The following is a 26271-nucleotide window of genomic DNA, read 5'->3' as shown; positions in this document are numbered from 1 at the left end:
CAGCCGGCTCTTGCTCCAGGTGAAGCCGCCGGAGGTGCTCCAGACGTTCTTCGGCGCACCGAATCCGCTACCGGTGCTGTAGAAGGCGAAGAGCGAGGACCTGTTCTGGCCCTGCGAGGACGTCCCGTTGTCGTAGAAGGCGGCGATGTCCTCGCGGCCGTCGCCGTTGAAGTCTCCCGAGGCGACCTGGGACTCCTGGGGCAGCGCCCGCACCTGCCGCACCCAGTCGGCGATGTCGTCGAGGCGCGTCTCCACCGCTCCGCCACGCGTCTCGTCGGAGCCGAAGCAGCCTGCCTGCCAGGAGGCGCTGTGGACGGCGACGAGTTCGGCCTTCCCGCCCTGCTCGCGCAGGGCCGGGCCGCCCGCGTCGCCCTTGCAGATGGAGCCGCCGTCACGGGTGACGGAGACCGTCGTCGAGCCGACCGCCGTCACGGCGAACGCGCCCGCGTGCAGCCGGTCGGGGACCCAGGACGTGGCGGTGCGGCCGTATCCGGCCGCCCGCAACGTCTCCCCCGTCGTCGGCGCCGAGGCGGCGAGGACGACGGGAGCGATGTCGGTGACCGGCTCGGCGAGCCTGGCCATCACGAGGTCGCGGTCCGTGCGGGGGACCAACTCGGTGATCCCGACGACCTTCCCGCCGGTACCGCTGAGGTCGGTCCGTCCGATGGTGGCGGTGGTCTTCTCCGCGGGCGCGCCGGCGGGTACGGGGAACGCCGGCGCGCCCGGGGCCGCGAAGCAACTGCTCGCGGTCAGGATCCACTGGGCGTCCACGAGGGATCCGGAACAGGCCCGGCTCTTCTCGCCCTCGCCGATGGCGAGCTTCGCCGTGAAGGTGTACGTGTTGTCGGCGACGGCGTCGCCGACGATGGCCTGGGCCGGGATGGTGAAGGTCAGGGCGCCGGCCGAGGCCGCGGCGGCGAATACCGCGACGGCCCGCAGGCGGCGGGAGTGTCTCACGTGCACGTGGTGTTCCTTACTCGGGTCCTGAGCCGCGGCGGCACAGGATGGAGAACGAGGGCGGTCTCATGACCTGGGCTCGGCGTCGGAGGAGGCGGCCCGGGGTGGGTGGGCGGTTGCGTCGATGGGGCGAGGGCGCGGGTCTCGTGCGGGACGGATGCGCGAGAGGACCGGTCCCGGAGCGGGAGGCTACGCCGAGGTCGAGAGCTCGACGAGGGCGTAGTCGCGGCCCTGCGGGTCCGTCGCCTGCCCGACGCCCTTCCACTCGTTCTTGGCCGCGGTGACGTTCTGCTCGTCGCCCTCGGTCGTCAACGTCATATCGGTCTGATGTGCCGCGGAACTCTTGACCCCGAAGACCGCGGGGATTTCCAGGCTGAGATATCCGGTCTTTCCCGTGACGCGGAAGCAGAGACGTCCACTGGTACGTGAATACACCTCCAGGAACCCTTCGCCGGTGGCGCAGTCCGCGAGGGTGATGTGTCCGTCACCGCGCTTCAGGACGATGCCGAATTCGGCCTTGATCTTGTCTGCCTGCGGGTAGGCGAAGTCCTCGACGGCGTAAGGAGGAAGTTCCTCCGCCAGGGCCGCCGCAGGTCTGTCGCGCGCGTCGTCGGCGTGGGCCGCGGTGACGACGGCGGCGATGCAGGCGGCAGCCGCGGCACCGGTGGCGATGAGGCGTCGTGCGAGCTTCATGCTGTTTCCCTTCACGTTCCTTGTTGCTTCTGAGCACGTTCTTGTTGCTTTCGACGGCGACCGGGCCGGAGAGGGCGGGGCGGGTATCGGGCTCGCCCCACCCCCCTGAGCCGGGTCTCCTGCGGGACAGCCGTTACCAGGTGACCCAGCCGATCACCGTGGTCGTCACGTCCCCTGCGACGTTGGAGATCTTCGCGCCGATCTCTTCGGCCATTCCGAACTTGCTGAACAGCTTTCCCTTGCCGAAGAAGATCCCTCCGAGCGCGAACAGCCCGAGAGCGCTGTGGAATTCGCCGCTGTCCCAGCCGTAGCCGAAGCCGCTCAGAACGGCACTTGCTCCCTGCGCACCCCACGAGGTGACCCCGGCCCCGAGGGCGAGCGGGCCGAGGACCGGCGCGGTGGGGGGAACGAGCAGAGCGCCCACCCCGAAGACGACGGCGGCCGTTCCGAGGACGGTGCTCCAACGCGTGGTGGCAGAGGCCCAGTCCTTGGGGTCCTTCACGTCCTCCGGCCAGAGGCCGCCCCACTCGGTGTCGCCGGAATCGTCGTTCTCCGGCTTGTCCGAGGGGTTGGTGCCGTTCTGCTGGTTCCGCCGCGCCTCCTCGGCCGCCTTCTTCGCCGCCGCCAGGGCCTCCGTCCGGCGTTTGGCCGCGGCCAACGAGCGGGCCTCGCTGGCTGCCGCCGCCGCGGTCCGCGCATCCTGGCCGGCCTGCTGGGCCGAGGCCGCGGCCTGCGCGGCCGATGCCTGCGCCGCCACGGCGGACGACACGGCCTGCCGTGCCGACGAGACGGCCTGACGCATCGAGTAGTTCGCCGTGCGGGCCGCTCCTCGCGCGGACGACGCGGCGACGCCGGCGTCCTTGGCCGACTGGGCGGCAGCGGCTGCGGACTTGTCCGCCGCGTCCGCGTTGGTCTTCGCCTCGGTAGCCGACTTGACGGCGTCCTTGGCGTAGTTCTGTGCCTTCACCGCCCAGTCGGCGGCCTCCTGAGCGGCGTCGTTCGCCTCCGCCGCCGCCTTGGAGGCCCGCGCCGCGTCCTCCAGCGCCTTGGCCGCGACCTTCGCGGCGTGCGCGAGGGTCGCACGGATCGCGGCGACGTGGGTGGCGTGATCGTGGTCGAGGCGAGCGATGTTGAACTTGTCGCGGACGACGAAGGCGCGCCGCATTCGTGCCGAGCCCTCCAGGACGATCTGCGCCGCCGAACGCATGTAGGGCCCGCCGGTCTCCAGGAGGGCGAAGACCTCGACCCGGTCGTCGACCTTCGTCGCCTCCGAGAGTTCGATGCTGAGGAAGCGGTGCAGGGCCGTGGCGGACCCGTCGCTCAGAGCCGCCTCGGCCTTCGCCTTGACGGTCTTGCCCGGATTCTGGCCGAGGATCTTGAACACCATCAGGCGGTTGTCCGTGGCCGAGGCTTCGATGGCCCCGCGTTCCAGGAAGGCCGTCGCCGCGGTGGGGTCGGCGTCGGCCAGCGCCTGCTGGGCCGCCTCGGCCACGGCGGCCGTGGACGCCTGCGCGAGCGCCAGAACGCTCTCCCGGTCGTCCTGCTGCTGGGCGAGCAGGCGGTCGGCGTCGATCCAGTTGGCCACGTCATGGTCGGTGCCGGCCAGGGCGAACTCGGCCGCACCCCGGGTCCAGGTGCCGGCGGAGTCCAGGAGCCGCACGGCCGCCTTGCGGCCGACGGTGACCGCTGCCGCGGTGTTCCCGGCGGTGAGCGCCGCCTCGGCCGTGGCGATGAGGTCCTTGATCTCCTGCGAGGTCTGAGCGGTCTGGGTGCGCTGGTTCTCCGCCCGCCCGGCGTCCTCGGTCTCGGCCTGAGCCCTCAGCCTGGCTTCGAGGACGCCGAGCTCGGTGTCCTCGGTGATCCTGGCCGTCTCCGCCGTGCGGGCGGCCTGCTCGACCGCTTGGGCCTCCTTGACCGCGTCGGCGGCCGTCGTGGCCGCCTGCACCGCGGCCTCGGCGAAGATCCTGGACCTCTTGGCGTACTCGACGGCCTTGCCGGCGTTGGCCGCCGCCTCGTCGGCCGCGTCCGCCGCCTTCTCGGCGTGGGCAGCTGCGCTGTTGGCCGCGTCGCGGGCCATTCCGGCGGCTGCCGCGGCCCGATTGGCCAGAGTCTGGGCGGTGCCCGCGGCGCGAGTGGCGCGTGCTGCCGCGGCGTTGGCCTCGGCGGCGGCCTGTCGCGCCCTGGCGGCCTGGGCCTGCGCGGCGCCGGCGGAAGCCGCGGCGTCGGCCGAGGCACTGGCGGCCGCGGCGGCGTTCCGGGCCGCGTTGGCGGCGGCCGAACCGGCTGACGACGCCTGGCTGGAGGCGATGGCGGCCTGGTCCGCGGCCTTGGCGGCGGTACGAGCCCGGGCCGCGGCGTTCCTCGCGCCTTGGGCGGCTTGGCTCGCGGCGGACGCCTTGGTGGCGTCCTTGGACGCCGATATCGCGGCGTGGTAGGCGCGAGCGGCGGCGTTTCCGGCCGAGGCGGCGGCAGCGGCGGCTGCCTGTGCGGCCTGTGCGGCCCGGCTGGAGGCCGCCTGCGCCGTACGCGAGGCGGAGATGGCCGTGTTGGCGGCGTCGGCCGCTCCCTGGGCGGCGCTCGCCGCCTTGTTCGCGGCGACGGCCGACTTGCGGACGTCCTGCTGTGCGGCCTTCGCCTCCTCCGCCGCCTTCAGCGCGGCGGCCTTGGCCTTCTCCGCGGCCTCCTTGGCGCTGTCGGATGCGGCGACGGCGCGCTCCGTGGTCTGCTTGGCGAGCCTGCCCTCCCGCTCCACGATGGCGACCAGTTGATCGATGGTCGCCGACTCCTCGTCGCGGGCCCGGGCGATGTGCTGCCCGGAGGAGAGGAACTGCCTGATCGCGTCGGGAGATCCGTCCTCCAGGGCCCGCTCCGCGTACTTCTTCACTTCCGGCGAAGCGGTGTTGAGGAGGGTGAAGATCTCCACCCGGTCGTCTTCCTGCTGCGCGGTGTACTGGGTCTCCGCCAGGAACGTCTTGAGCGCGTCCGGGGAATTCTGCTCCAGGGCCTTCGTGGCCTCCCGCTTCACCGCCGTACCGCCGTTGTTCAGTACGGAGAACACGGCCACGCGCAGGTCCGTCTCGACCGGCTGGTCGAACCCGTCGCGCAAGTAGGCGGCGACAGCCTCGTCGCCTGCGGTCAGTGCCGCTCCGGCCGACTCGCGCACGGTCTTGCCGGCTCGGGAGAGGCTGGAGAGGACGGCGAAGCGGTTGTCCTGCGCCCGTGCGGCGGGAAGCTCGGTGGCGAGGAAGGCGGTGAGGGCGGCCGGTGAGCCGGTGAGGGCGGCGGTGGCGGCCTCGCGAACGGCCTGACCGCCCGTCTTGTAGGCCCAGACGGCCTTGCCCTGGTCGGTGTCGGGCAGCCCGTTCACCGGATCGCCGGGGCTGTCCGCCGCACGGGCGGGTGTGGCACTCATCGTGATGATGGAGGGCAGGGCCGGGACTGACGCCGCTCCGGCGATGGTCGCGAGTATCCGGCGTCTGCTCCATAACGAAGTCGACAAGACGTACATCCTTCCGGCACGGGATACGGCACAGCGGACACGTGTACACCGGCGCAACAAGGCGTGGTGTCTCTGGTGTTGAGGTCGCGCAGGGTGACCTGTGGTTCCGCGGGGACATTACCCGATCCTGAACGAGTGTTCACTGAGCGTCAGGTTGTTCTGGATGGGGTCTCTTTGGTAGAGGGAGTGTCCTGATGTGGGCGGCCCTGCCGTTCTCTCGCCCTCGGCGGTCGCTCTCCTCGAAGGTGCGGTTCGGCTTCCGGGCGGGCGATCGGCGCCTCCTGCCTGCGGTTGGCCGGGCGAGGTACGCCGGGGCGGGGGAGCGGGGTCCGGTTCGGCCGTGTGCCCGCCCCGCGGTGCGGGCGGATGGTCCGGGTGCGCGCCGGAGGAAGGTGTCGTGCCCGTCAGGTTGGCTGAACCATTTCTGCGAGACGGAGGCGAGTGGCCCGGGATGAGTGGGCCGGCGAGCCCGCCGATCTGCGGTGTTGGCATATGCCAAGGGCAGTTTTCACCTCGGGGGAGTGGCGACCGTCACAGCGGAAGGTTTATTTCCGGCCGTTCTCCAGGTCGGATCCCGGGGCCTGTGTGTTCGAATCGAGAGCCGAGCGGGGCCCGCTGTGCGACGAGAGAGAGGGGCCGCTCCGCCCCCGGCCCGGTTTGACCCCCACACCCCGGCCCCGTAACCTCGGCTCTCGGTGTGTTTCCGTACGCACCTACCCCTGAGCACATCCCTCCCGGTAACGGTCGGTGTTCGCGCCGTCCGCCAGGAGAGGCCGCTCATCCTTCCGGATCGCCCCGGGCTCCGGCCCGTGCGAGCGGCTGGCATCAGGGGATCCGTTCCGAGCGAGAGAGAGATCCGCGTGTACGCCATCGTGCGCAGCGGTGGTCGCCAGCACAAGGTTGCTGTCGGCGACATCGTTGAGGTTGACAAGATTTCCACTGCCAAGGTTGGCGACACGGTCGAGCTCTCGACCCTGCTCGTTGTCGACGGCGACGCCGTGACCAGCGACCCGTGGGTCCTGGCCGGGATCAAGGTCCAGGCCGAGATCGTGGACCACCACAAGGGCGCGAAGATCGACATCCTTCGCTACAAGAACAAGACCGGCTACCGCCGTCGCCAGGGTCACCGCCAGCAGTACACGGCGATCAAGGTCACCGGTATCCCCGCGGCTGCGAAGTAAGGGACTGAGAACACATGGCACACAAGAAGGGCGCATCGTCCACTCGGAACGGGCGCGATTCCAATGCTCAGCGGCTCGGCGTGAAGCGCTTCGGCGGTCAGGCCGTCAACGCCGGTGAGATCCTGGTCCGCCAGCGCGGCACCCACTTCCACCCGGGCACGGGCGTCGGCCGCGGTGGCGACGACACGCTGTTCGCGCTGACCGCCGGTGCGGTGGAGTTCGGTACGCACCGTGGCCGCAAGGTCGTGAACATCGTTCCGCTCGCCGCCTGATCTTCCGGCGCGCGCAGAACGGCACACAGCACCTTCCGAGGGCGGATCCCAGCTTTCCCGGCGACCGGGGAAGCGGGTCCGCCCTCGGCGTGTTACGACAGAGACACATCGACACTTCCGTATTCACCGCTGTACCTGGAGGCACCAACCATGACCACCTTCGTGGACCGCGTCGAGCTGCATGCCGCCGCGGGTAACGGAGGCCACGGCTGCGCCTCCGTCCACCGTGAGAAGTTCAAGCCGCTGGGCGGCCCCGACGGGGGCAACGGCGGACGCGGCGGCGATGTGATCCTCGTCGTCGAACAGTCCGTGACCACGCTGCTCGACTACCACCACAGCCCCCACCGCAAGGCCACCAACGGCCAGCCCGGCGCGGGCGACAACCGTTCCGGCAAGGACGGCCAGGACCTGGTCCTGCCCGTGCCCGACGGCACCGTGGTCCTCGACAAGGCAGGCAACGTGCTCGCCGACCTCGTCGGCCAGGGCACCACCTTCGTCGCCGGTCAGGGCGGCCGGGGCGGTCTCGGCAACGCGGCGCTGGCCTCCGCCCGCCGCAAGGCCCCCGGCTTCGCGCTGCTCGGCGAGCCCGGCGAGGACAGGGACATCGTCCTGGAGCTCAAGACCGTCGCCGACGTCGCCCTCGTCGGCTACCCGAGCGCGGGCAAGTCCTCGCTGATCTCGGTGCTCTCCGCCGCCAAGCCGAAGATCGCGGACTACCCGTTCACCACGCTCGTGCCGAACCTCGGCGTGGTCACCGCCGGCTCGACCGTCTACACCATCGCGGACGTCCCCGGCCTCATCCCCGGCGCGAGCCAGGGCAAGGGCCTCGGCCTGGAGTTCCTGCGCCACGTCGAGCGCTGCTCGGTGCTGGTGCACGTCCTGGACACCGCCACCCTGGAGTCCGACCGCGACCCCGTCTCCGACCTCGACATCATCGAGGAGGAGCTGCGCCAGTACGGCGGCCTGGACGACCGGCCCCGCATCGTCGCCCTGAACAAGATCGACATCCCCGACGGCCAGGACCTCGCCGACATGATCCGCCCGGACCTGGAGGCGCGCGGCTACCGCGTCTTCGAGGTCTCCGCCATCGCGCACAAGGGCCTCAACGAGCTCTCGTACGCCCTGGCCGGCATCATCGCCGAGGCGCGCGCCGCGAAGCCGAAGGAGGAGGCGACCCGCATCGTCATCCGCCCCAAGGCCGTGGACGACGCCGGGTTCACCGTCGCCGTGGACGACGAGGGCATCTACCGCGTGCGCGGCGAGAAGCCCGAACGCTGGGTGCGCCAGACCGACTTCAACAACGACGAGGCCGTCGGCTACCTCGCCGACCGGCTCAACCGCCTCGGGGTCGAGGAGGCCCTGATGAAGGCGGGCGCGCGGGCCGGCGACGGCGTCGCCATCGGACCCGAGGAGAACGCGGTCGTCTTCGACTGGGAGCCGACCGTGATGGCCGGGGCCGAGATGCTGGGCCGCCGCGGTGAGGACCACCGCCTGGAGGCGCCGCGCCCCGCCGCGCAGCGCCGCCGGGACCGGGAGGCGGAGAAGGACGACGCGCAGAAGGAGTACGACGAGTTCGACCCCTTCTAGGGGTTGTCCCGCCCGTGCCGTGCCGCGGTCCGGCCCCTGCCGGACCGGGCGGCGGACCCGGGCGGCCCGCCTTCGCGCCGGGCGGGCCGTCCGGTGGTCCCAGGGCCGGTTGCCGCCCGTTCGGGCTGGTCAGGCCGGGCGTGCGTGCTGCGTATGTGCCGATTGGGCAACAGCTCTGTGGAGTCGGTCACCCCGCGTGCCGCTTCGGCGGGGGCCAACCTCCCTGGCCAGACGGTGAACTGCGGGTTTCCGCAGGACAAGAGGTGGGAAGCGTCCGCCTTGCGAGACGGTCACGGAGAGTGCGACCATCACACTGTCCCCCCGTCATAGCAAGGTAGGTCGTCTGTGTCTGTGCCGCACGAAGCCAAGCCCCGGACCACAGCGGTCGTGCTCGCCGGTGGTACCGGACAGCGCGTGGGACTGTCGATCCCCAAGCAGCTGCTGAAGATCGCCGGCAAGGCCGTCATCGAGCACACGCTGACGATCTTCGAGAACGCCGCCGGGATCGACGACGTGATCGTGCTGATGGCGCCCGGGTTCGTGCCGGAGGTCGAGAAGATCGTCGCGAAGGCGGGGCTCACCAAGGTCACCCGCGTGATCGAGGGCGGCGCCACCCGCAACGAGACCACCGAGCGCGCCATCGCGGCCCTCGGTGAGGGGCTCGCCGAGGGCGAGGACCGCAACGTCCTCTTCCATGACGCGGTCCGCCCCCTGCTGTCACAGCGCGTGATCAAGGACTGTGTCGACGCCCTCGACCGCTACCAGGCCGTCGACGTCGCGATCCCGTCCGCGGACACCATCATCGTGACGCGCACCCACGGCGAGGACGGCGAGTTCATCACCGACGTCCCCGACCGCTCCCGGCTGCGCCGCGGCCAGACCCCGCAGGCGTTCAAGCTCTCCACGATCCGCAAGGCGTACGCGGTCGCGGCGAACGACCCCAACTTCCAGGCCACCGATGACTGTTCGGTGGTCCTCAAGTACCTCCCCGACGTACCGATCTACGTGGTCGCCGGCGACGAGTACAACATGAAGGTGACCCAGCCGGTCGACGTCTTCATCACGGACAAGCTCTTCCAGCTCGCGTCCACCGCCGCCCCGCGCCAGGCCGACGAGGCCGCCTACCGCGAGCTGCTCTCCGGCAAGACCCTCGTCGTCTTCGGCGGTTCGTACGGCATCGGCGCCGACATCGCGACGCTCGCCGAGCAGTACGGCGCCACCGTCTACGCGCTCGGCCGCTCCACCACCGGCACGCACGTGGAGAACCCGGAGCACATCGAGCAAGCGCTCTCCAAGGCGTACGCGGAGACCGGCCGGGTCGACTACGTCATCAACACGGCGGGCGTCCTGCGCATCGGCAAGCTCGCCGAGACGGACAACACGACGATCCAGGAAGCCCTGAACGTCAACTACCTGGCGCCCGTCCAGATCGCCCGCGCCTCCTACAAGTACCTCGCCGAGACCCAGGGCCAACTGCTGCTCTACACCTCCAGCAGCTACACCCGCGGCCGTGCCGAGTACAGCCTGTACTCCTCCACCAAGGCCGCGATGGTCAACCTCACCCAGGCGCTCGCCGACGAGTGGGCGGGCGAGGGCATCCGGGTCAACTGCGTCAACCCGGAGCGCACCGCGACGCCGATGCGCACGAAGGCGTTCGGCCAGGAGCCCGCCGGCTCGCTGCTCTCCTCGGAGGCCGTGGCCCGCACCTCGCTGGACGTCCTGCTCTCCGCGCTGACCGGCCATGTCATCGACGTACGGCAGCAGGACCCGACGGCCGGCGCCGCCGAGTCCTCCGGGTTCGAGCAGGCGCTGGCCTCCGTGCTGGACCGTCAAGAAGATGTGTAATAATTCTTGAAAATTGTGCTTTACCGGGCCTCTGCCGTCGCTTTGTGCGACCGCAGAGGCCCGAATGCGTGAAGCCGCACCTTCACATTTCCCTCAATAGGTGAATCAACCGGCACCCCCCTGGAGCAGGTTCTTCGTGATCTCGACAGCCATTCGCCTGGCCCGTGTGGGCAGCAGGTCAGAACTGGCGGCAGCGTTGTTGATGGGGCTGGGATATCCCTGCGTCATGCTCGCCGCGCTCATTCCCAATATCTGGTTCTTCGCGGCGGCCATCGCGCTCACGTATGTCGCGGACTGGTTTCTGCACCAGCGGGGGAGCTATCTCATCAACCGGCTGGGCAAGGTGCGGGCGGGACTGTCGATCCGCTTCCTGCTGCGCCAGCTCATGCTCATCCTGCTGCTGGCCCGGCTGGACCGTGCGGAGGAGCCGCTGTTCTACGCGGCGGTCGCCTGCTTCCTGGTGTTCTACGGGCTCCAGGCCCCGCACGGCGCCCTGACCACGCTGATCCGGCTGCGCCGGGTCATGCCGGTGGTCACCCGCAACGTGGACCTGCACGCCGTCCGCATCCCCGACGCCCCGCCGGGCATCCTGCTGCGCCGCTCCGCCGAGAAGATGCTGCACCTGGACATCCCGGCCGTCGTGACCATCCTGATCGCGGCCGGCACCGGCGACGACGTCGTCGGCTACGTCGGCGCCGGCGTCACGCTGCTGCTGGCCCTGCTCTACATCGGCCTGCTCGTCCCGTACGTGCGCCGCGGCCGTCTGGTGCCTCCCGCGCCCGCCGTGCTCAAGGCCGTCGACACCTGGCTGCGCGAGTACCAGCCGACGGTGGTGCTCTACTTCTCCGGCTCCAACGAGTCGGCCTACCAGGGCAACATGTGGCTGGAGACGATGGCGCGGGTCGAGGGCCGGCCGCTGATCATCATGCGGGAGCGCGGTCTCGTCCCGCAGCTCGCCGAGACCTCCGTCCCGGTCCTGTGCGTGCCCGCGGGGACGCACCTGATGAACCTGGACCTCTCCACCGTCCGGGTCTGCCTGTATCCGGCCAACGTCGGCAAGAACATCCACATACTGCGCGTCCCGACCATGAAGCACGTCTTCATCGGCCACGGCGACAGCGACAAGCTCGCCAGCGTCAACCCGTTCTCCAAGGTGTACGACGAGGTCTGGACGGCGGGCCGGGCCGGCCGCGACCGCTACGCGCTGGCCGACGTGGGCATCCGCGACGAGGACATCGTCGAGGTGGGACGCCCCCAGCTGGAGCCCATCAGGAGCTGGACGGGCTCCGCGAAGAACCCGGTCCCGACCGTGCTGTACGCGCCCACCTGGGAGGGCTGGGACGACAACCCCGGCAACACCTCCCTGCTGCTGGCGGGCGAGAACATCGTGCGCCGGCTGCTGGCCGCCGACGACCCGGTCCGGATCATCTACAAGCCGCACCCCTTCACCGGCATTCGCAGCGGCAAGGCCAAGGCGGTCAACGTCCGGATCCAGGCGATGCTGGACAAGGCGGCGGCCCAGCGCGCCGCCGAGCCCCGCTGGGCGAAGGAGGCGGCCTCGGCCGCCGCCGGGCACAGTGCGGCCAAGGCCGAGCTGGTCCGGATCGAGGGCCGCCTCGCCGAGCTCGCGGCGGCCGGACGCTCCGGCGGCGACGACGCCGAGGAGTCGCGGGTCTCGCTCGCCGACCCCGCCCGCGAGGCGGAGGCGGCCACCCTGCGGACCCAGTGGAACGACGCCTACTGGCGCTCCTTCGGTTGGTGGGAGCACCGCACGGTCAGCGGCGCGCAGCCCAAGCTGTACGACTGCTTCAACGAGTCCGACGCGATGGTCTCCGACATCTCCAGCGTCGTCTCCGACTTCATCGCGAGCGGCAAGCCGTACGCGGTCACCGACTCGGCGGCGCTCGGTCCCGAGGAGTTCAAGCGGCAGAACACCGCCGTGCGGGCCGCCGTCATCCTGTCGAACAGCGCCGAGGAGCTCGGCGAGCTGCTGGCCGCCGTCGCCGACCCGGCCGCGGACCGGCTGGCCGGCGCCCGCCGCGAGCTGAAGAGCTATCTCCTGGGCCCGGACGAGCCCACTTCCATGGAGCAGTTCAACGCCGCCGTACGCGCCCTTTCGGCCAAGGCGGAGGCCCGCAACGCCGGTGTCGCCCAGCGGATCGACCAGGCCGTGGCGGTGCCGGACGAAGAGGCGGCGTCCAGCGGCGTGGGGACCGAGGACCCGCAGGCGGTGGCCGAGGCCGCCGCCGCGGCGAACCCGGACGCGGTGGCCGACGCGGCCGGGGGCGAGATCCCGGACGCGCCCGGGACCGGAGCCGACGTCAGCGAGGGGACCCCGACGGCCCGCTGAGTCGTACGCCTGATCGACCTGTCCGAAAGTAGCCCAACGCACACCACGACCCGTACGTCTCTCCTCAGGGAGGGATGTACGGGTCGTTCGGCATGTCTATGCACGAAAGGTGCAAAGTCGGGCAATCTGCCCTCTTTCGTGATCAAATCGACAGGTGCGCATGGCCGAGAAACCCAGGACGAACCACGAGCCCGATGTCAGTGTGATCATCGGAGCCTATGACGCGATGCCGTACCTGGTCCGGTGCCTGGAGTCCGTGGAGGCCCAGACGATCGGCGCCGGACGGCTGGAGATCATCGCGATCGACGACGGGTCCACGGACGGCACGGGCGAGTACCTGGAGGAGTTCGCCGCCCGGAGCGCCGTCCCCACCCGAGTGGTCCGGCAGGAGAACTCCGGCGGCCCCAGCGGCCCGAGGAACGTCGGCCTGCGGCTCGCGCGCGGACGGTACGTCTTCTTCCTCGACGCCGACGACTACTTCGGCGAGGAGGCCCTGGAGCGCATGGTCGCCATGGGCGACCGGGCCGGCACCGACGTGGTGCTCGGAAAGATCGTGGGCGTCAACCGCGGCGCGGCCAAGTCGATGTGGAAGGAGACCGTCGAACGGGCGGACCTCTACTCCTCCAACGTCAAATTCACGCTGAGCGCGCAGAAGCTGTTCCGGCGCGCCCTGCTCGAACGGCTCGGCATGACCTTCGACGAGAAGCTGAAGACGGGCGAGGACGCCCTGTTCACCATGGAGGCGTACCTGCGCGGCGACGGCATCTCCGTCGTCGCCGACTACACCTGCTACTACCTCGTGGGCCGCGAGGACCGGAACCAGATGACGAAGAAGGGCGGCCACAAGCGGCGCTTCGACTCCGCCCGCGCGCTGACGGCCCTCATCGCCCGGTACGTGCCCGCCGGACCCCGCCGCGACGCGCTGATGGTACGTCCGTTCGTCATCACGCTGCTGCCGCAGTTCGGCCCCGGAATGCTGAAACAGCGGGCGGCCGTCCAGAACGAGAAGATGGCCCTGGCCGCTCCCCTGATGGAGGCCTACTGGACGCCCGGACTCGCCGGCGGGCTCAAGGTCAACGAACGCCTGCGGCTGATGTGCATCGCCCGGGGCCGGCTCGATCTGCTGCTCGACATCCTGCGCTTCCTGCACGCCGAGGAGGAGCCCGAGTTGGTCCGCCGGGGCAACCCGGCCCGGCTCCACCTGGCGTATCCGCACTTCGGAGAGAGCTCCGCGCTCCCCGACTCGGCCTACGAGGTGACCGTGACCGAGTGGATCGGCGGCAACCGGATCGACCCGTCGCCGGCCGGCCCGTACGTCTCCCTGGCCCGGCGCGTGGTCCGCAGGGCCCGCCGCACGGCCAGGAACGCCCTGCGCTCGCTGCGCGCCCCGCGCACGCACCGGGCCTGAGCCGACGGCGTACACCAGGCCCGCCCCGGGTCAAGGGGCTCCGGGGCGGGCCATCTGTGGCTGGCGTCACGTCATACTGTGGGGCAACCATGAGACCGTTGTAGCCGTCTCATTTAGGCCCCCGTAATCCTCGGGTTCATCATCTGCACGTCCCTCGGAAAGGCCCTCCCCTCGTGGCGTCCCTCGAAGCGGTTCCCGAAGAGCTCAGCCGGCTCATGAAGTACTTCCCGGAGACCCCGGCCGAGGAGCGCCCCGCCTTCCACAGTGCGGCCAAGGACTTCCTGGCGCAGGCCGCGCCCAAGCTCGTCCGCAAGTTCTCCCCGATGGCCCGGGTGAAGTGGCACCTGGCGGCCAGCGGGCGCGGCGACGAACTCGTCGACCTGCTGCACTACGAGCGGGAGAACCCGGGGGCCTTCTCCGTCCGCGGCCTGCGGAGGGCCCGCATCGAACTGCCCGGCGTCGAAAGCTCCTCGCTGCCCTCCTCCGTCCGCAACTTCAACCGCAGCGAACTGCCCGTACGCGGCAAGCTGCTGGACCTCGGCTGGGAGGACGGCAAGCTCCTCGTCAAGGGCTACGCCTACATCCCCAACGTGCCCTCCGCCACCGGCAAGCGCTCGCTGCGCGTCGCCGTGCTGCGCCGCCAGGGCAGCCGCAGCACGCTTCCGCTGCGCCTGCGCACGGTCCAGGAGCCCCGCGCCACCGCCGAGGCCAAGGGCGCGCTGCACACCTACGACTGGTCGGGCTTCGAGATCGCCGTCGACCCGGCCCGGCTGCGGGTGCGCGGCCAGTGGCAGCCCGGCACCTGGCGCCTGGGCATCGGCATCCCGCGCCCCGGCGGCATGTCCGTGGGCAGCGTCACCAAGAACAACGCCGGCGCGGCGGGCCACAGCTACACCCACCTCCTCGACGACGGCGTCCGCCTCGTCGCCGGCTTCGACCGCAACCGGCTCAAGCTCAGCGTGGACGTCGTCCCCGCCGAGATCGAGTCGCAGGAGGCGGACGGCGACGCCCTGACCGTCACCCTCCGCTCCCGGGTCACGGCCCCCGCGGGCAAGTACCCGACCGCGCTGCGGATCGACCACGAGCCGAGCGGCTTCGCCCTCGACCTGCCGCTCCAGCAGACCGGGACCGGCGCCGACGGCTGGCTCCGCCACACCGCCCGGCTCGACTTCGCCGCCCTGCCCGTCGACGGCATCACCCCCGGCAAGGCCCGCAAGTACCGCTCGCTCATCGTCTTCGCCGACGGCACCACCCGCCGCGCCACCAACGGCCCGAGCCTCTCGACCGGCGTCCACCCGCTGCCCGACGGACGCGAGTTCGCCGTCCTCACCGACGGCGCCGGGAACTTCACCCCGCAGGTGCGCGTCGTCCAGCCCGTCGTCGACGGCGTCGAGTGGACGGCCGACGGCGAACTGGTGCTCACCGGCGTCTACACCGGTGCGGCCGAGCGGATGAAGATGGTGCTGCGCCACACCGGGCGCAACGAGGACCGTCCGCTCCCGGTCGAGTTCGCCGACGGCCGCTTCACCGCCCGCCTGCGCCCCGACACGATGCCGACCTACGACGGCACCGTGCCGCTGCGCGCCGGACGCTGGATGCCGCGGCTGCGCGCGCGCAGCGAGTGGGACCACACCCGCGACCTCCCCGTCACCATCCGCCCCGACCTCGTCGGCACGCTGCCCCTCGCCCACCGCGGCGACCACCGCACGTACACCGTCGAGCGCCTCGACTTCGACCGGATCTTCGTGGAGTCCGGCCCGGTGCTGGGCCCGGAGCTGCGCGGCGCCTACCGCCAGCGGCTGATGCGCGACGTCTACACCCCCGAGCAGCGCAAGCTGCCCCTGCGCGAAGCCGTCCTCTACAACAGCTTCGGCGGCAAGCAGTTCTCCGACTCGCCCCGCGCGATCTACGAGGAGCTCAAGCGCCGGGGCACCGACGTCGAGCACATCGCGATGGTCCACGACCAGCAGGTCGTCCTGCCGCCGGGCGTCCGCGGCGTCGAGTGGGGCAGCCGCGAGTGGTACGAGGCGCTGGCCCGCAGCCGGTACGTCGTCACGAACGGCGGCATCCGCGAGTGGTTCGTCCGCCGCGAGGGCCAGATCGTCGTCCAGACCTGGCACGGCACGCCGCTCAAGCGCATCGGCGCCGACCTCCTCGGCACCCCGAAGGCGAACCTGGCCTACATCGCGAGCCTCCCGCAGCGCTCGCGCCAGTACAGCCTGTTCATCACGCCGAACGCCTTCACCACCCCGATCATGACCAACTCCTTCCGCCTCCAGTGCGAGGTCCTGGAGGCGGGCTACCCGCGCAACGACGTCTTCCACGCCCCCGACCGCGTCAAGCGCGCCGCGGCGGTGCGCGAGAAGCTCGGCATCCCCGCGGGCAAGAAGGTCGTGCTGTACGCGCCGACCTGGCGCGACGACCAGCGCTACGGCGGACGCCGCTTCAAGCTGGACAACAAGATCGACGTCGAGGCCGCCCGGCGGGAGCTCGGCGAGGACCACGTGCTGCTCTACCGCAAGCACCACAAGGTCCTCGACTCCATCCCCGGCGCGGGACAGGGCTTCGTCTGGGACGTCACGTACTACCCGGACATCGCCGACCTCTACCTGATCGCAGACGTCATGATCACCGACTACTCCTCGGTGCTCTTCGACTTCGCCCACTCCGGCCGGCCCATGCTCTTCTTCACGTACGACCTGGAGCACTACCGCGACACCCTGCGCGGCTTCTACTTCGACTTCACCTCGCGCGCCCCCGGACCGCTGATCAAGACTTCCGAGGACCTGGTCTCGGCGATCCGGAACATCGACGCGGTGAGCGAGGAGTACAAGGAGAAGTACGCCCAGTTCCGCGTCGATTTCTGCGAACCCTCCGACGGCCGCGCCTCGGCGCGGGTCGTCGACCGGATGCTGGAGCTCGACAAGAGCTGACCGTGCGTCGCCCCGGCCGCGCCCGCCGCCCGCCCCGCTCCGCTCAACGGCCTTCCACCGGCTGTCCACGGCCCTCCACCGGCCGTCCACCGAGCGAAACTGACGGGCGGCGGGCGCGGTCGCTCGCGTACTGTGCTGTGCCGGGGACGCCACGACGCGCACCGCACCGGTCAGCCGGAGCCTGCCGCGATGGGCCCCCGCGGATCCACCGGGGCGACCAGAGCGAGGAACCACGTGTCAGAGCACAGGCCGACGGAGCACCGGCCCGCGGTGACCGCAGCCCGCAGGATCGTCGTCAAGGTCGGCTCCTCCTCCCTCACCACGGCCTCCGGCGGCCTCGACGCCGACCGGGTCGACGCCCTCGTCGACGTCCTGGCCAAGGTCAGGGACGGCGGCGAACGCGAGGTCGTCCTCGTCTCCAGCGGCGCCATCGCCGCCGGGCTCGCCCCGCTCGGCCTGGTCCGCAGGCCCAACGACCTGGCCCGGCAGCAGGCCGCCGCCAGCGTCGGCCAGGGGCTGCTGGTCGCCCGCTACACCGCCTCCTTCGCCCGCTACGGCGTCCGCGTCGGCCAGGTGCTCCTCACCTCCGACGACACCAGCCGCCGCGCCCACTACCGCAACGCCTACCGCACCCTGGACCAGCTCCTGGAGATGGGCGCCCTGCCCGTCGTCAACGAGAACGACACCGTCGCCACGGACGAGATCCGCTTCGGCGACAACGACCGGCTGGCCGCCCTCGTCGCCCACCTCGTCCACGCCGACCTGCTGGTCCTCCTCTCCGACATCGACGGCCTCTACGACGGCCCGCCCGGCACCCCCGGGGCCGCCCGGATCGCCGAGGTCACCGGCCCCGACGACCTCGCGGACGTCACCATCGGCAGCGTCGGCAAGGCCGGCGTCGGCACCGGCGGCATGGTCACCAAGATCGAGGCCGCCCGTATCGCCACGGCCGCCGGGGTGCCCGTCGTCCTCACCTCCGCCAGCCGCGCCGCCGACGCCCTCGCCGGACGCGACACCGGCACCTACTTCCACCGCACCGGCCGCCGCACCGCCGACCGGCTCCTGTGGCTGGCCCACGCCTCGACCCCACAGGGCGCGCTCGTCCTCGACGACGGGGCCGTACGGGCCGTGGTGGAACGCCGGACCTCGCTGCTGCCCGCCGGAATCTCCGCCGTCGAGGGCGAGTTCAGCGCCGGGGACCCGGTCGAGCTCCGCGACCTGCGCGGCGCGCCCGTCGCGCGCGGGCTCGTCAACTTCGACGCCAAGGAGATCCCCCAACTGCTCGGCCGCTCCACCCGCGACCTGGCCCGCGAACTGGGGCCCGCCTACGAGCGCGAGGTCGTACACAGGGACGATCTCGTCGTCCTCACGTCCCGCCGCACCCCCTGAATCGGTTGAAAGTCCCGCCGTCGGGCAGGGACCTTTACCAAAACCACCCCACGCCCGGCTCCGGGCTGGTCCACTTTGTAGCGGGGATTCAGGGGTACCGCACAGCAACACATCCACAGGAGGCCGCCGGTGAGACGAGCGCGCCCGGGGGCGTCGCCCCGAGGCACGGGCAGCCGAGCCCTGACGAGCGTCGGAGCGGGGGCGGACTTCGAGCCGGACCCCTCGGCCGCGGAGACCGTCGAACAGGAGCCGGTCCGGGCCGAGGAGCAACGCCCGCAGTCGAAGCTCTGGCACATCACCCTCAGCGTCTCGGGCGCCGAGACCCCGCTGGGGGAGGTCAGACGCGGCCTGGAGCAGCTCGCGCACGACCATCCCTTCCTGCTGACCAGCCGCTACGCCGGCGACCACGCGGAGATCCGCTACTGGGAAGAGGCACGCGACCTGCACGACGCCGCCGCGGTCGCCCTGCGGCTGTGGGGAGAGCACCGCTCCAGCGCCCAGCTCCCGCCCTGGAAGATCGTCGGCCTGGAGGTCATCGACCGCGAGACCTACCACCTGCGCATCGCCGAGGGCTACGGGCCGCCGCCCGCCGCCCCCGTCGGCGTGCACCCGTACTGAGGCGACCGAGGCCACAGAGGTCGCTGACGTCGCTGGGGTCGCCGCCGGTGCGCGGTCGGGCGGGCCACCCCTCGGTCCGGCCGTCTCGCATCACGGGATATGCGACGGATGCCCGCAGAGCGCGCACTACTCTGCGGGCATGACGACGCTCTCGCCCTACGACAACCTCTCCCCGGTCGCGCAGGCCGCCTACCGGGCCCGTTCCGCCGCCGCCGACATCGCGCCGCTTCCGCGCGGGGCGAAGGACGACGCGCTGCTGGCCATCGCGGACGCCCTCGAAGTGCGCACGAGCGAGATCGTCGAGGCCAATGCCGAGGACGTCGAGCGCGCCCGCGCGGCCGGGACGGGCGAAGGCGTCGTCGACCGCCTCACCCTCACCCCGGATCGCGTCCGCGCCATCGCCGCCGACGTCCGCGACGTCGCCGCGCTCCCCGACCCGGTCGGCGAGGTGGTACGCGGCTCCACCCTGCCCAACGGCATCGACCTGCGCCAGGTCAGGGTCCCGCTCGGCGTCGTCGGCATCATCTACGAGGCCCGGCCCAACGTCACCGTGGACGCCGCCGCCCTCTGCCTGAAGTCCGGCAACGCCGTGCTGCTGCGCGGCTCCTCCTCCGCGCACGCCTCCAACACCGCGCTCGTGAGGGTCCTGCGCGACGCGGTCGGCGGCGCGGGGCTGCCGGCCGACGCGGTGCAGCTCGTCCCGGGCGAGAGCCGCGACTCCGTACGGGAGCTGATGCGCGCCCGCGGTCTGGTGGACGTCCTCATCCCGCGCGGCGGGGCCTCCCTGATCCGCACCGTCGTCGAGGAGTCCACCGTCCCCGTCATCGAGACCGGCACCGGCAACTGCCATGTGTACGTCGACGCCGAGACGGACCTGGCCATGGCGGTCGACATCCTGATCAACTCCAAGGCCCAGCGCCCCAGCGTCTGCAACGCCGCCGAGACCCTGCTCGTCCACAAGGACGTCGCCGACGCGTTCCTCCCGCTCGCCCTGGACGCCCTGGCCGAGGCCGGGGTGACCGTGCACGGCGACGAGCAGGTCCTCGCCCGCGCCGAGGGCGCCAAGGCCACGGTCGTGGCCGCGACGGCGGAGGACTGGGAGACCGAGTACCTGTCCTACGACATCGCGGCGGCGGTCGTGGACTCGCTGGACGCGGCGGTCGCGCACATCCGGCTCTGGTCCTCGGGCCACACCGAGGCGATCGTGACCACCTCGCAGGCCGCGGCCCGCCGGTTCACCCGACTGGTCGATTCGACCACGGTCGCGGTGAACGCCTCCACCCGCTTCACGGACGGCGGCCAGTTCGGCTTCGGCGCCGAGATCGGCATCTCCACGCAGAAGCTGCACGCCCGCGGCCCCATGGGGCTGCCGGAGCTGACCTCGACGAAGTACATCGTGACCGGGGACGGCCACACCCGATAGGGGCGAGTTCGCCGGGTCCCTGCCCAAACGGTCCGGGCGGGGCTACGCTGATTCCGTGCCGGACGACGTGGGGGGCAAGCCGTTTGCCGACGGCTGGGAGCCCGACGACGACCGCGGGGGCGCGGACGAGGACTTCGCCTCCGTGGTGTTCGACGAGGACTTCGTCCGGGCGGCGACCTTCCACGAGCCCACCGCCGTCGAGCGCCTGCTGGCCGCCGCGGAGGCCCGTGCCGAGGCCGACGCCCGCACCCGGCGCAGCCGCCGCCCGGCCGACGACGACCCCTGCGGCGAGCCCGCCCCGTACGGCGGCTCGCGGGCCTACCGCGATCCGCTGGACCTCGACTACGACCCGGGGCACGGCGACGAGGACGGGCCGGGCCCCTACGGTCGCCACGGCGGCGCCCTGCGGCCCTACCGGGGCGCCGCGCGCTGGCACCGGCCGATCGCGTGGCTGCTGGCCGTGGTGATGGGCGTCGGGATGGTCGCCCTCGCCTTCACCGCCGTCTACCGGGGCGCCTCGGGCAACCGCCAGGACCAGGTGCCGCCGCCCGTCACCAGCGGCGTCGACAAGCCCGGGGCGGCCCCCTCCGCCGATCACTCCCGCCCGGCCGTCTCCGCCGTCCCCCGCACCCCCTGACCGGGACGGCCCGCACCATTCGGCCGTACCTCTCCGCATCCCCTGCCGGCCCTCGGACCACGGCGGTGTTTCCGCACGACTCAAGCCCCTCCGGTCACCCGTTCGCCGGTACTGGCGACGGTCGTTTCCCGCCGGTCTCGGCGTTTACACAAGCGGCAATCGACCTACCCTCAAAGTGTGTCCCCTCATACGCGGGGGCTTCTCGCTGCCGCACGCCTCTCGGCCGGAACAGACCGGGGGCGCACCGAGCAGACCGGTGGTGTGGAGATCGGGAGAAGTCATGACAGGCCGCTCAGAACCGCCGAACGGCCCGCCCGAGGACCCTGCGGGCGGCGAGGACGAATACCGCTCCCTCGTCTTCGACGAATCCTTCGTCCGCGCTGCCCGCATGCAGGAGTTCTCGGCCCAGGAGCGCATGGGCGAGCACGCCCGCGCCGTACGGACGCTGCCCCGGCCCGTACGCCGGCCCCGCGGCGACTCACGGACCGCGATAGCCCTGGCCGTACTCATCGCCCTGGCCTTCGCCATGGCCGTCTACATAGGCTTCCGCAACCCCTATCCCCAGACCGCCACCCGACGGGCCGAACCACTGAGGACCACCGTGGTGCCCCTCGCCCCGCGAGGCGCCGTGCCCGGCGGGACACCCGAGCGGCTGTACGCGGCCGGCCCGGCCGCCGGATTCCGGACAGGTGCGGAGGGCATCAACTTCCCCGCCGTACGCCGTACCCGGCACTTCTCCGACGCCCAGATCACCGCCGCTCTCGCCACCGTCAAGGACTACCTGGTGGAGTCCTCGCTCAACCCCGACGTCCTCACCGGCCAGGTGCGCCGCCCCGTCGAGCTGCTTCTCGACCCGGACCAGCGCGGCCAGTTCGAGCGGAGCATGAGCAGCCCGGCCGACGACGGGCTGCACTCCGCCACCGGCTGGCTGGTGCGCTTCGACCCGGCCGAGGTCGAGCTGGCCGACCCGCGGACCCGGGTCCAGGGCACCCTCGCGTACGCGGAGGAGGGAGCGGGCGTCCTGGAGGTCGTCTCGGACCACACCTTCACCTACGCCCTGCGCCCGGCGGCCGGACCGCACAAGGAGGCCGACGCCTCCCTGTTCACCGTGCGGCGCGAGCTGCACTTCCGCTTCGACCGGGAGGATCTGCGGCTCCACCGGCTGGAGCTGCGCACCGCCGAGGTGCAGGCCGGGCCGCAGTCCTGCTCCGCGGACGCGACCGAGAGGCTGCGACCGCTGCTCGCCGGGGAGCGGGCCGACCACCGTGGCCCCGCGGGCACCGACCCGTACGCCACGGGCCGGCCCACGGCGGCGCTCTGCGGAACGCTGGCCGGCGTCAGCCCTCCTACGCCCCCCGTGGCCCTTCCTCGGGCCCCGGGGACCCGTCCGGACCGTCCTCGCCCCTAGCGGTCCCGCCCGCGTCGGCCGGGCCCTTCCCGCCGGCGCCGGTGAACCGGTCGCGCAGCTTGCCGCCGAGGTCTCCGGCGCCTCCGGCGATGTCGCCGACCAGCTTCATCAGGGGATCCTTGCTGGTGCGGACGGTGTCGGCGTAGTGCGAGGCGGACTCCCGGAACGAATCCGTCACCGAGGTGTCCTTGTCCTCGTCCCGCCGCGGGTAGTGGCCGTCCATGACCCGCTGGAAGTCCCGGCTCTCGGACCACTTCTTCAGCTCGGCGGCCCGCACCGTGGTGAACGGGTGCGTCCGGGGAAGCACGTTGAGGATCTTCAGGACCGAGTCGCGCAGGTCTCCGGACTTCTCGTACTCGTCCGCCTGGGCGAGGAAGGCGTCCACGTTCATCTCGTGGAGGTGGTTCCCGCCGGCGATCTTCATCAGGCCGCGCATCGAGGCCTGCGTGTCCTGGCCCACCAGCAGCCCGGCCCGGTCCGCCGACAGCTCCGACTTGCGGAACCACTCGCGCAGCGCGGTCACGATCGCCATGATCGCCACGTTGCCCAGCGGGATCCAGGCGACCTTCACCGCGAGGCCGGTGAGGAAGAGCAGTATCGTCCGGTACACCGAGTGCCCGGAGAGCGCGTGGCCCACCTCGTGGCCCACCACCGCCCGCATCTCCTCCTCGTCGAGCAGCTCGACCAGGCCGGTGGTGACGACGATGATCGGCTCGTCCAGGCCGATGCACATGGCGTTGGGCTGCGGATCCTGCTTCACGTACATCGGCGGGACCTTCTCCAGGTCCAGGATGTAACAGGCGTCCCGCAGCATGTCGTTGAGATGGGCGAACTGCGCGTCGCTCACCCGGACGGAGTCGGAGAGGTACAGCAGCCGCAGGCTGCGCTCCGGAAGCAGCCCGCTGAGGGCCTTGAACACCGTGTCGAACCCGGTCAGCCGGCGCAGCGCCACCAGGGCGGAGCGGTCCGCGGGGTGCTCGTAGGCCCGGGAGGAGATCCCCGGGAATCTCCTGCGCTGCCTGCTCGGCACGTTTTCGTGATGGGCGTCGGTCATGGGTGGCCCCCTGTTCGTACGAGACGTCTGGCTCGTCCCCCGGACAAAAGCCAGCGTAGGTGCTGGCGCTACGGTGTGCGGGGGGCTGTGGATAACTGTGAGGAGCGCCCGAAATGCCGCACACCGCCGTACTGATCGCCGCCGCGTCCGAGCAGCAGGGGCCGGGTGACACCCTCCGGATCGTGCTGCTCGTCTCGATCCTCGGGGCCGGACTGCTCGCCTGGTTCCTGCTGCGCGGATACCGCGACGACGACAACAACGACTGAGTCGGCGTGAGCGTGCCCGGGGGGCCCGCATACGATGTGACCGACGTCTTCCTTCCGACTCACGATCGATAGGTCCTGCCGAAGATGAGCCTCACGAGCACCGCACACCAGCTGGTCACTCTCGCCTCCGAGGGTGGCGGGGGCGGCAACCACGAAAGCCTGAACCCCTACCTCACCGGCGGCGGCGCTCTCCTCGCGCTGCTGTTCCTCCTGTGGGTCACCACCCGCTTCAACCGCGACCGCTGAGCCGAAGGCGTACAGCTGTGCCAGTAGGCTCTGCACGCATGGGAGAGCAGCACGTGCCTACCGGCCCCGGCAAACGCCGCCTCGGCGTCATGGGCGGGACATTCGACCCGATTCATCATGGACACCTGGTGGCGGCCAGTGAAGTGGCCGCCCAGTTCCAGCTCGACGAGGTCGTCTTCGTGCCGACCGGGCAGCCGTGGCAGAAGAGCCACAAGAAGGTCTCCCCGGCCGAGGACCGCTACCTGATGACGGTCATCGCGACGGCGTCCAACCCGCAGTTCTCGGTCAGCCGCAGCGACATCGACCGCGGTGGACCCACGTACACCATCGACACGCTGCGGGACCTGCGCGAGGTCCACGGCGACGCGGACCTCTTCTTCATCACCGGCGCCGATGCGCTGTCGCAGATCCTCACCTGGCGGGACGCGGAGGAGCTGTTCTCGCTCTCCCACTTCATCGGTGTGACCCGCCCGGGTCATGTGCTCACGGACGACGGACTGCCGAAGGGCGGCGTCTCCCTCGTGGAGGTTCCCGCGCTGGCGATCTCGTCCACGGACTGCCGTGAGAGGGTCGTGCAGGGGGATCCGGTCTGGTACTTGGTGCCGGACGGCGTGGTCCGCTACATCGACAAGCGCCAGCTGTACCGCGGCGAATGAGCCACGGAGAGGGGCACCGGTGAACGACCGACAGCACCCGTACGACCCGTACCACCAGCAGCCGCAGATCATCGGATACGACGCCTACGGGCAGCCGGTGTACCAGCAGCAGGAGCAGCCGCAGGGACAGCAGCCGTATGACCCCTACGCCACCGGGCAGGACCAGGGGCCGGGCCAGGGCCAGGGGCAGATTCCGGACACGCAGTACGCGTACGACCCCTACGGCCAGGCCCAGCAGCCCCCGGCCCCGTACGACCCCTACGCGGCCCAGCAGCAGGCGGGTCAGGTCCAGGGCGGGGCCGAGCAGGGCTACGGCTACGGGAGTTACGCCGGCTACGGCTACGCCGACGGGCAGCAGCCCGTAGCGGTCGACACCGATCAGCAGTGGAACATCCCGCAACAGAGCGCCGCCCCCGCACCGGAGCAGACGTCCGCCTTCCCGCAGCAGACGGCGAACCCCGCGCGGCAGACCCCGACACCAGCACCCCACAGCCCGATCGCTGAGCAGCGGTCCTCCGCGCCGGAGCCGGGTGCGCAGGCGGAGCCCACGGCTCCGGGCCGGCGGGCGGAGGCCCCCGACTACCGCACCGAGCAGTTCTCGTTCATCGAGGAGCCCGACGAGGACTCCGAAGACGTCATCGACTGGCTGAAGTTCACCGAGAGCCGCAGCGAAAGACGTGAGGAGGCACGGCGCAAGGGGCGCAACCGGATGGTCGCGCTGATCGTCGTCGCCGCTCTCGTCGTCGTCGCCGGTATCGGCTACCTGTGGTCCGCCGACAAGCTCCCCGGCCTCTCCGATCCGGAGAAGAAGGCCGCCGTCGCCGCAGGCGCGCAGCAGCGGGACGTCATCGTCGTGCACCTGCACAACACCAAGAAGGGCGGCACCTCGACGGCGCTGCTCGTCGACAACGCCACCACCGAGCAGGGCACGACCGTGCTGCTGCCCAACTCGCTGGCCGTCGCCGGTGAGGACGGGACCACCACCACCCTCGGCAAGTCCGTGGAAGACGACGGCCGGACCGGCACCCGCGAGTCGATCGACACCCTCCTCGGCACCAGGATCAGCGGCACCTGGCGGCTGGACACCCCGTACCTGGAGATCCTCGTCGAGCAGGTCGGCAACATCGAGGTCGACACCGATGCCGACGTGCCCGACGCCAAGAAGGGCGCCTCGCCCCTCGTGCGGAAGGGTGCCGCGCAGACGCTGAGCGGTCCGATGGCCGTCGCCTACGCGACCTACCGCGCGCCGGGCGAGCCGGAGGCCAAGCAGCTGACGAGGTTCGGAGAGGTCATGCGGGCGGTGCTGCGCAAGATCTCGGAGGACCCGAAGGCCGCGACCGTCACCGTGGAGACGCTGGCGCAGGTCCTCGACCCCTCGCTGCCCGAGAAGGACCTCGGCGCCTCGCTCGCCAAGCTCGCCTCGCGCGCCAAGGTCGGCGACTACAGGACGGCGCTGCTCCCGGTCCAGCAGGACGGCACGCTGACCGACGACGCCACCCGCACCGTCGTCAAGGACATCCTCGGCGGCAGCGTGAAGGCCCCCGAGGACGGCGCGCCCCTGCGGGTCGCCGTCCGCAACGCGACCGGGAACGATCGCGCCGGCGAGGCGGCCAGGGTCCAGCTGGTCAACGGCGGTTACGCCTTCGTCGACAGCGGCAGGGCCGGGGCGGAGGCCGCCTCCGTGGTGCTCTACCGGAACGCGGAGGACAAGGAGAAGGCCGCCGAGGTGGCCAAGACCCTGGGCCTCTCCGCGGAGGCCGTCAAGAAGGGCGAACCGGCGGCCAACGCCGACGTGTCCGCCGTCCTCGGCCAGAACTACAAGGTCGACTGACCGGGTCGCCCGGCCGGC

At 71.4% G+C, this 26271-nt stretch carries 20 protein-coding genes; 16 read left to right on the top strand and 4 right to left on the bottom strand.

What is annotated here, in order from left to right; all coding sequences use genetic code 11:
• From EES43_RS08820 to EES43_RS08810, 3 genes are all read right to left on the bottom strand, one after another.
• Window positions 1-963, bottom strand: a 963-nt coding sequence (locus tag EES43_RS08820) for a S1 family peptidase (protein ID WP_164493140.1), incomplete at its 3' end; no start/stop codon positions are given.
• Between the two features lie 183 nt (window positions 964-1146).
• On the bottom strand, window positions 1147-1650 hold the full coding sequence (locus tag EES43_RS08815; RefSeq protein ID WP_206430014.1) for a hypothetical protein: 504 nt from the start codon (window positions 1648-1650) through the stop codon (window positions 1147-1149).
• A 133-nt stretch (window positions 1651-1783) separates the two neighbouring features.
• Window positions 1784-5062 (bottom strand): ALF repeat-containing protein, encoded by a 3279-nt coding sequence (locus EES43_RS08810; protein WP_241192353.1) that lies wholly within the window; start codon window positions 5060-5062, stop codon window positions 1784-1786.
• Between the two features lie 947 nt (window positions 5063-6009).
• Here EES43_RS08810 and rplU point away from each other — a divergent pair.
• The 12 genes from rplU to EES43_RS08750 all read left to right on the top strand — a co-directional run bounded on the left by rplU (window position 6010) and on the right by EES43_RS08750 (window position 22200).
• Window positions 6010-6330 carry a 50S ribosomal protein L21 gene (gene rplU / locus EES43_RS08805; protein WP_008738952.1) on the top strand — a complete coding sequence of 107 codons (321 nt, stop codon included), beginning with the start codon at window positions 6010-6012 and terminating at the stop codon, window positions 6328-6330.
• 14 nt (window positions 6331-6344) lie between these two features.
• The gene (gene rpmA, locus EES43_RS08800; protein ID WP_124268213.1) at window positions 6345-6602 is read left to right on the top strand and encodes a 50S ribosomal protein L27; all 258 of its coding nucleotides are present in this window, start codon (window positions 6345-6347) and stop codon (window positions 6600-6602) included.
• A 150-nt stretch (window positions 6603-6752) separates the two neighbouring features.
• Window positions 6753-8189, top strand: coding sequence for a GTPase ObgE (gene obgE / locus EES43_RS08795; RefSeq protein ID WP_124268212.1), 1437 nt, complete (start codon window positions 6753-6755; stop codon window positions 8187-8189).
• A gap of 345 nt (window positions 8190-8534) precedes the next feature.
• On the top strand, window positions 8535-10034 hold the full coding sequence (locus EES43_RS08790; RefSeq protein ID WP_124268211.1) for a bifunctional cytidylyltransferase/SDR family oxidoreductase: 1500 nt from the start codon (window positions 8535-8537) through the stop codon (window positions 10032-10034).
• 226 nt (window positions 10035-10260) lie between these two features.
• Window positions 10261-12384 (top strand): hypothetical protein, encoded by a 2124-nt coding sequence (locus EES43_RS08785; protein WP_124271858.1) that lies wholly within the window; start codon window positions 10261-10263, stop codon window positions 12382-12384.
• A 160-nt stretch (window positions 12385-12544) separates the two neighbouring features.
• Complete coding sequence (locus EES43_RS08780; protein WP_124268210.1) at window positions 12545-13792, top strand: glycosyltransferase family 2 protein; 1248 nt, start codon at window positions 12545-12547, stop codon at window positions 13790-13792.
• 173 nt (window positions 13793-13965) lie between these two features.
• Window positions 13966-16725, top strand: a complete 2760-nt coding sequence (locus tag EES43_RS08775; RefSeq protein ID WP_124268209.1) for a CDP-glycerol glycerophosphotransferase family protein — start codon at window positions 13966-13968, stop codon at window positions 16723-16725.
• Window positions 16726-16959: 234 nt separating this feature from the next.
• A complete protein-coding gene (gene proB, locus EES43_RS08770) occupies window positions 16960-18114 on the top strand; it encodes a glutamate 5-kinase (RefSeq protein ID WP_206430013.1) in 1155 nt (384 codons plus the stop codon).
• A 129-nt stretch (window positions 18115-18243) separates the two neighbouring features.
• Window positions 18244-18732 carry a hypothetical protein gene (locus EES43_RS08765; RefSeq protein ID WP_124268208.1) on the top strand — a complete coding sequence of 163 codons (489 nt, stop codon included), beginning with the start codon at window positions 18244-18246 and terminating at the stop codon, window positions 18730-18732.
• A gap of 139 nt (window positions 18733-18871) precedes the next feature.
• A complete protein-coding gene (locus tag EES43_RS08760; protein ID WP_124268207.1) occupies window positions 18872-20155 on the top strand; it encodes a glutamate-5-semialdehyde dehydrogenase in 1284 nt (427 codons plus the stop codon).
• A gap of 55 nt (window positions 20156-20210) precedes the next feature.
• Entirely contained in the window at window positions 20211-20792 is a 582-nt protein-coding gene (locus tag EES43_RS08755) for an SCO2584 family spore wall biosynthesis protein (protein WP_124268206.1), read from the top strand.
• A gap of 280 nt (window positions 20793-21072) precedes the next feature.
• Entirely contained in the window at window positions 21073-22200 is a 1128-nt protein-coding gene (locus tag EES43_RS08750; RefSeq protein ID WP_124268205.1) for an SCO2583 family membrane protein, read from the top strand.
• Here the strand turns inward: EES43_RS08750 and EES43_RS08745 are convergent.
• Window positions 22139-23254, bottom strand: coding sequence for a M48 family metallopeptidase (locus EES43_RS08745; protein WP_124268204.1), 1116 nt, complete (start codon window positions 23252-23254; stop codon window positions 22139-22141). The genes EES43_RS08750 and EES43_RS08745 overlap by 62 nt on opposite strands.
• A 113-nt stretch (window positions 23255-23367) precedes the next feature.
• Between EES43_RS08745 and EES43_RS30560 the strand changes: the two genes are divergently transcribed.
• The 4 genes from EES43_RS30560 (at window position 23368) to EES43_RS08735 (ending at window position 26253) form a co-directional block, all read left to right on the top strand.
• A complete protein-coding gene (locus EES43_RS30560) occupies window positions 23368-23520 on the top strand; it encodes a hypothetical protein (protein WP_164493139.1) in 153 nt (50 codons plus the stop codon).
• A gap of 84 nt (window positions 23521-23604) precedes the next feature.
• Window positions 23605-23766, top strand: a complete 162-nt coding sequence (locus tag EES43_RS30555; RefSeq protein WP_164493138.1) for a hypothetical protein — start codon at window positions 23605-23607, stop codon at window positions 23764-23766.
• Window positions 23767-23804: 38 nt separating this feature from the next.
• Window positions 23805-24422, top strand: a complete 618-nt coding sequence (nadD, locus tag EES43_RS08740) for a nicotinate-nucleotide adenylyltransferase (RefSeq protein ID WP_124268203.1) — start codon at window positions 23805-23807, stop codon at window positions 24420-24422.
• Window positions 24423-24441: 19 nt separating this feature from the next.
• Window positions 24442-26253 (top strand): LCP family protein, encoded by a 1812-nt coding sequence (locus EES43_RS08735; protein ID WP_124268202.1) that lies wholly within the window; start codon window positions 24442-24444, stop codon window positions 26251-26253.
• The last annotated feature ends 18 nt before the right edge of the window (window positions 26254-26271 follow it).

This window comes from Streptomyces sp. ADI96-02, from assembly GCF_003846185.1.
GTDB lineage: Bacteria > Actinomycetota > Actinomycetes > Streptomycetales > Streptomycetaceae > Streptomyces.
This window is presented reverse-complemented; position numbering and strand designations above follow the sequence as displayed.

Excerpts from the sequence above, each read along its gene's own strand:
- EES43_RS08815 (WP_206430014.1), bottom strand. The coding sequence starts at position 1,650 with ATGAAGCTCGCACGACGCCTCATCGCCACCGGTGCCGCGGCTGCCGCC.
- EES43_RS08810 (WP_241192353.1), bottom strand. The coding sequence starts at position 5,062 with ATGAGTGCCACACCCGCCCGTGCGGCGGACAGCCCCGGCGATCCGGTG.
- rpmA (WP_124268213.1), top strand. The coding sequence starts at position 6,345 with ATGGCACACAAGAAGGGCGCATCGTCCACTCGGAACGGGCGCGATTCC.
- obgE (WP_124268212.1), top strand. The coding sequence starts at position 6,753 with ATGACCACCTTCGTGGACCGCGTCGAGCTGCATGCCGCCGCGGGTAAC.
- EES43_RS08785 (WP_124271858.1), top strand. The coding sequence starts at position 10,261 with ATGCTCGCCGCGCTCATTCCCAATATCTGGTTCTTCGCGGCGGCCATC.
- EES43_RS08780 (WP_124268210.1), top strand. The coding sequence starts at position 12,545 with ATGGCCGAGAAACCCAGGACGAACCACGAGCCCGATGTCAGTGTGATC.
- EES43_RS08760 (WP_124268207.1), top strand. The coding sequence starts at position 18,872 with ATGACGACGCTCTCGCCCTACGACAACCTCTCCCCGGTCGCGCAGGCC.
- EES43_RS08750 (WP_124268205.1), top strand. The coding sequence starts at position 21,073 with ATGACAGGCCGCTCAGAACCGCCGAACGGCCCGCCCGAGGACCCTGCG.
- EES43_RS08745 (WP_124268204.1), bottom strand. The coding sequence starts at position 23,254 with ATGACCGACGCCCATCACGAAAACGTGCCGAGCAGGCAGCGCAGGAGA.
- EES43_RS30560 (WP_164493139.1), top strand. The coding sequence starts at position 23,368 with ATGCCGCACACCGCCGTACTGATCGCCGCCGCGTCCGAGCAGCAGGGG.
- EES43_RS30555 (WP_164493138.1), top strand. The coding sequence starts at position 23,605 with ATGAGCCTCACGAGCACCGCACACCAGCTGGTCACTCTCGCCTCCGAG.
- nadD (WP_124268203.1), top strand. The coding sequence starts at position 23,805 with ATGGGAGAGCAGCACGTGCCTACCGGCCCCGGCAAACGCCGCCTCGGC.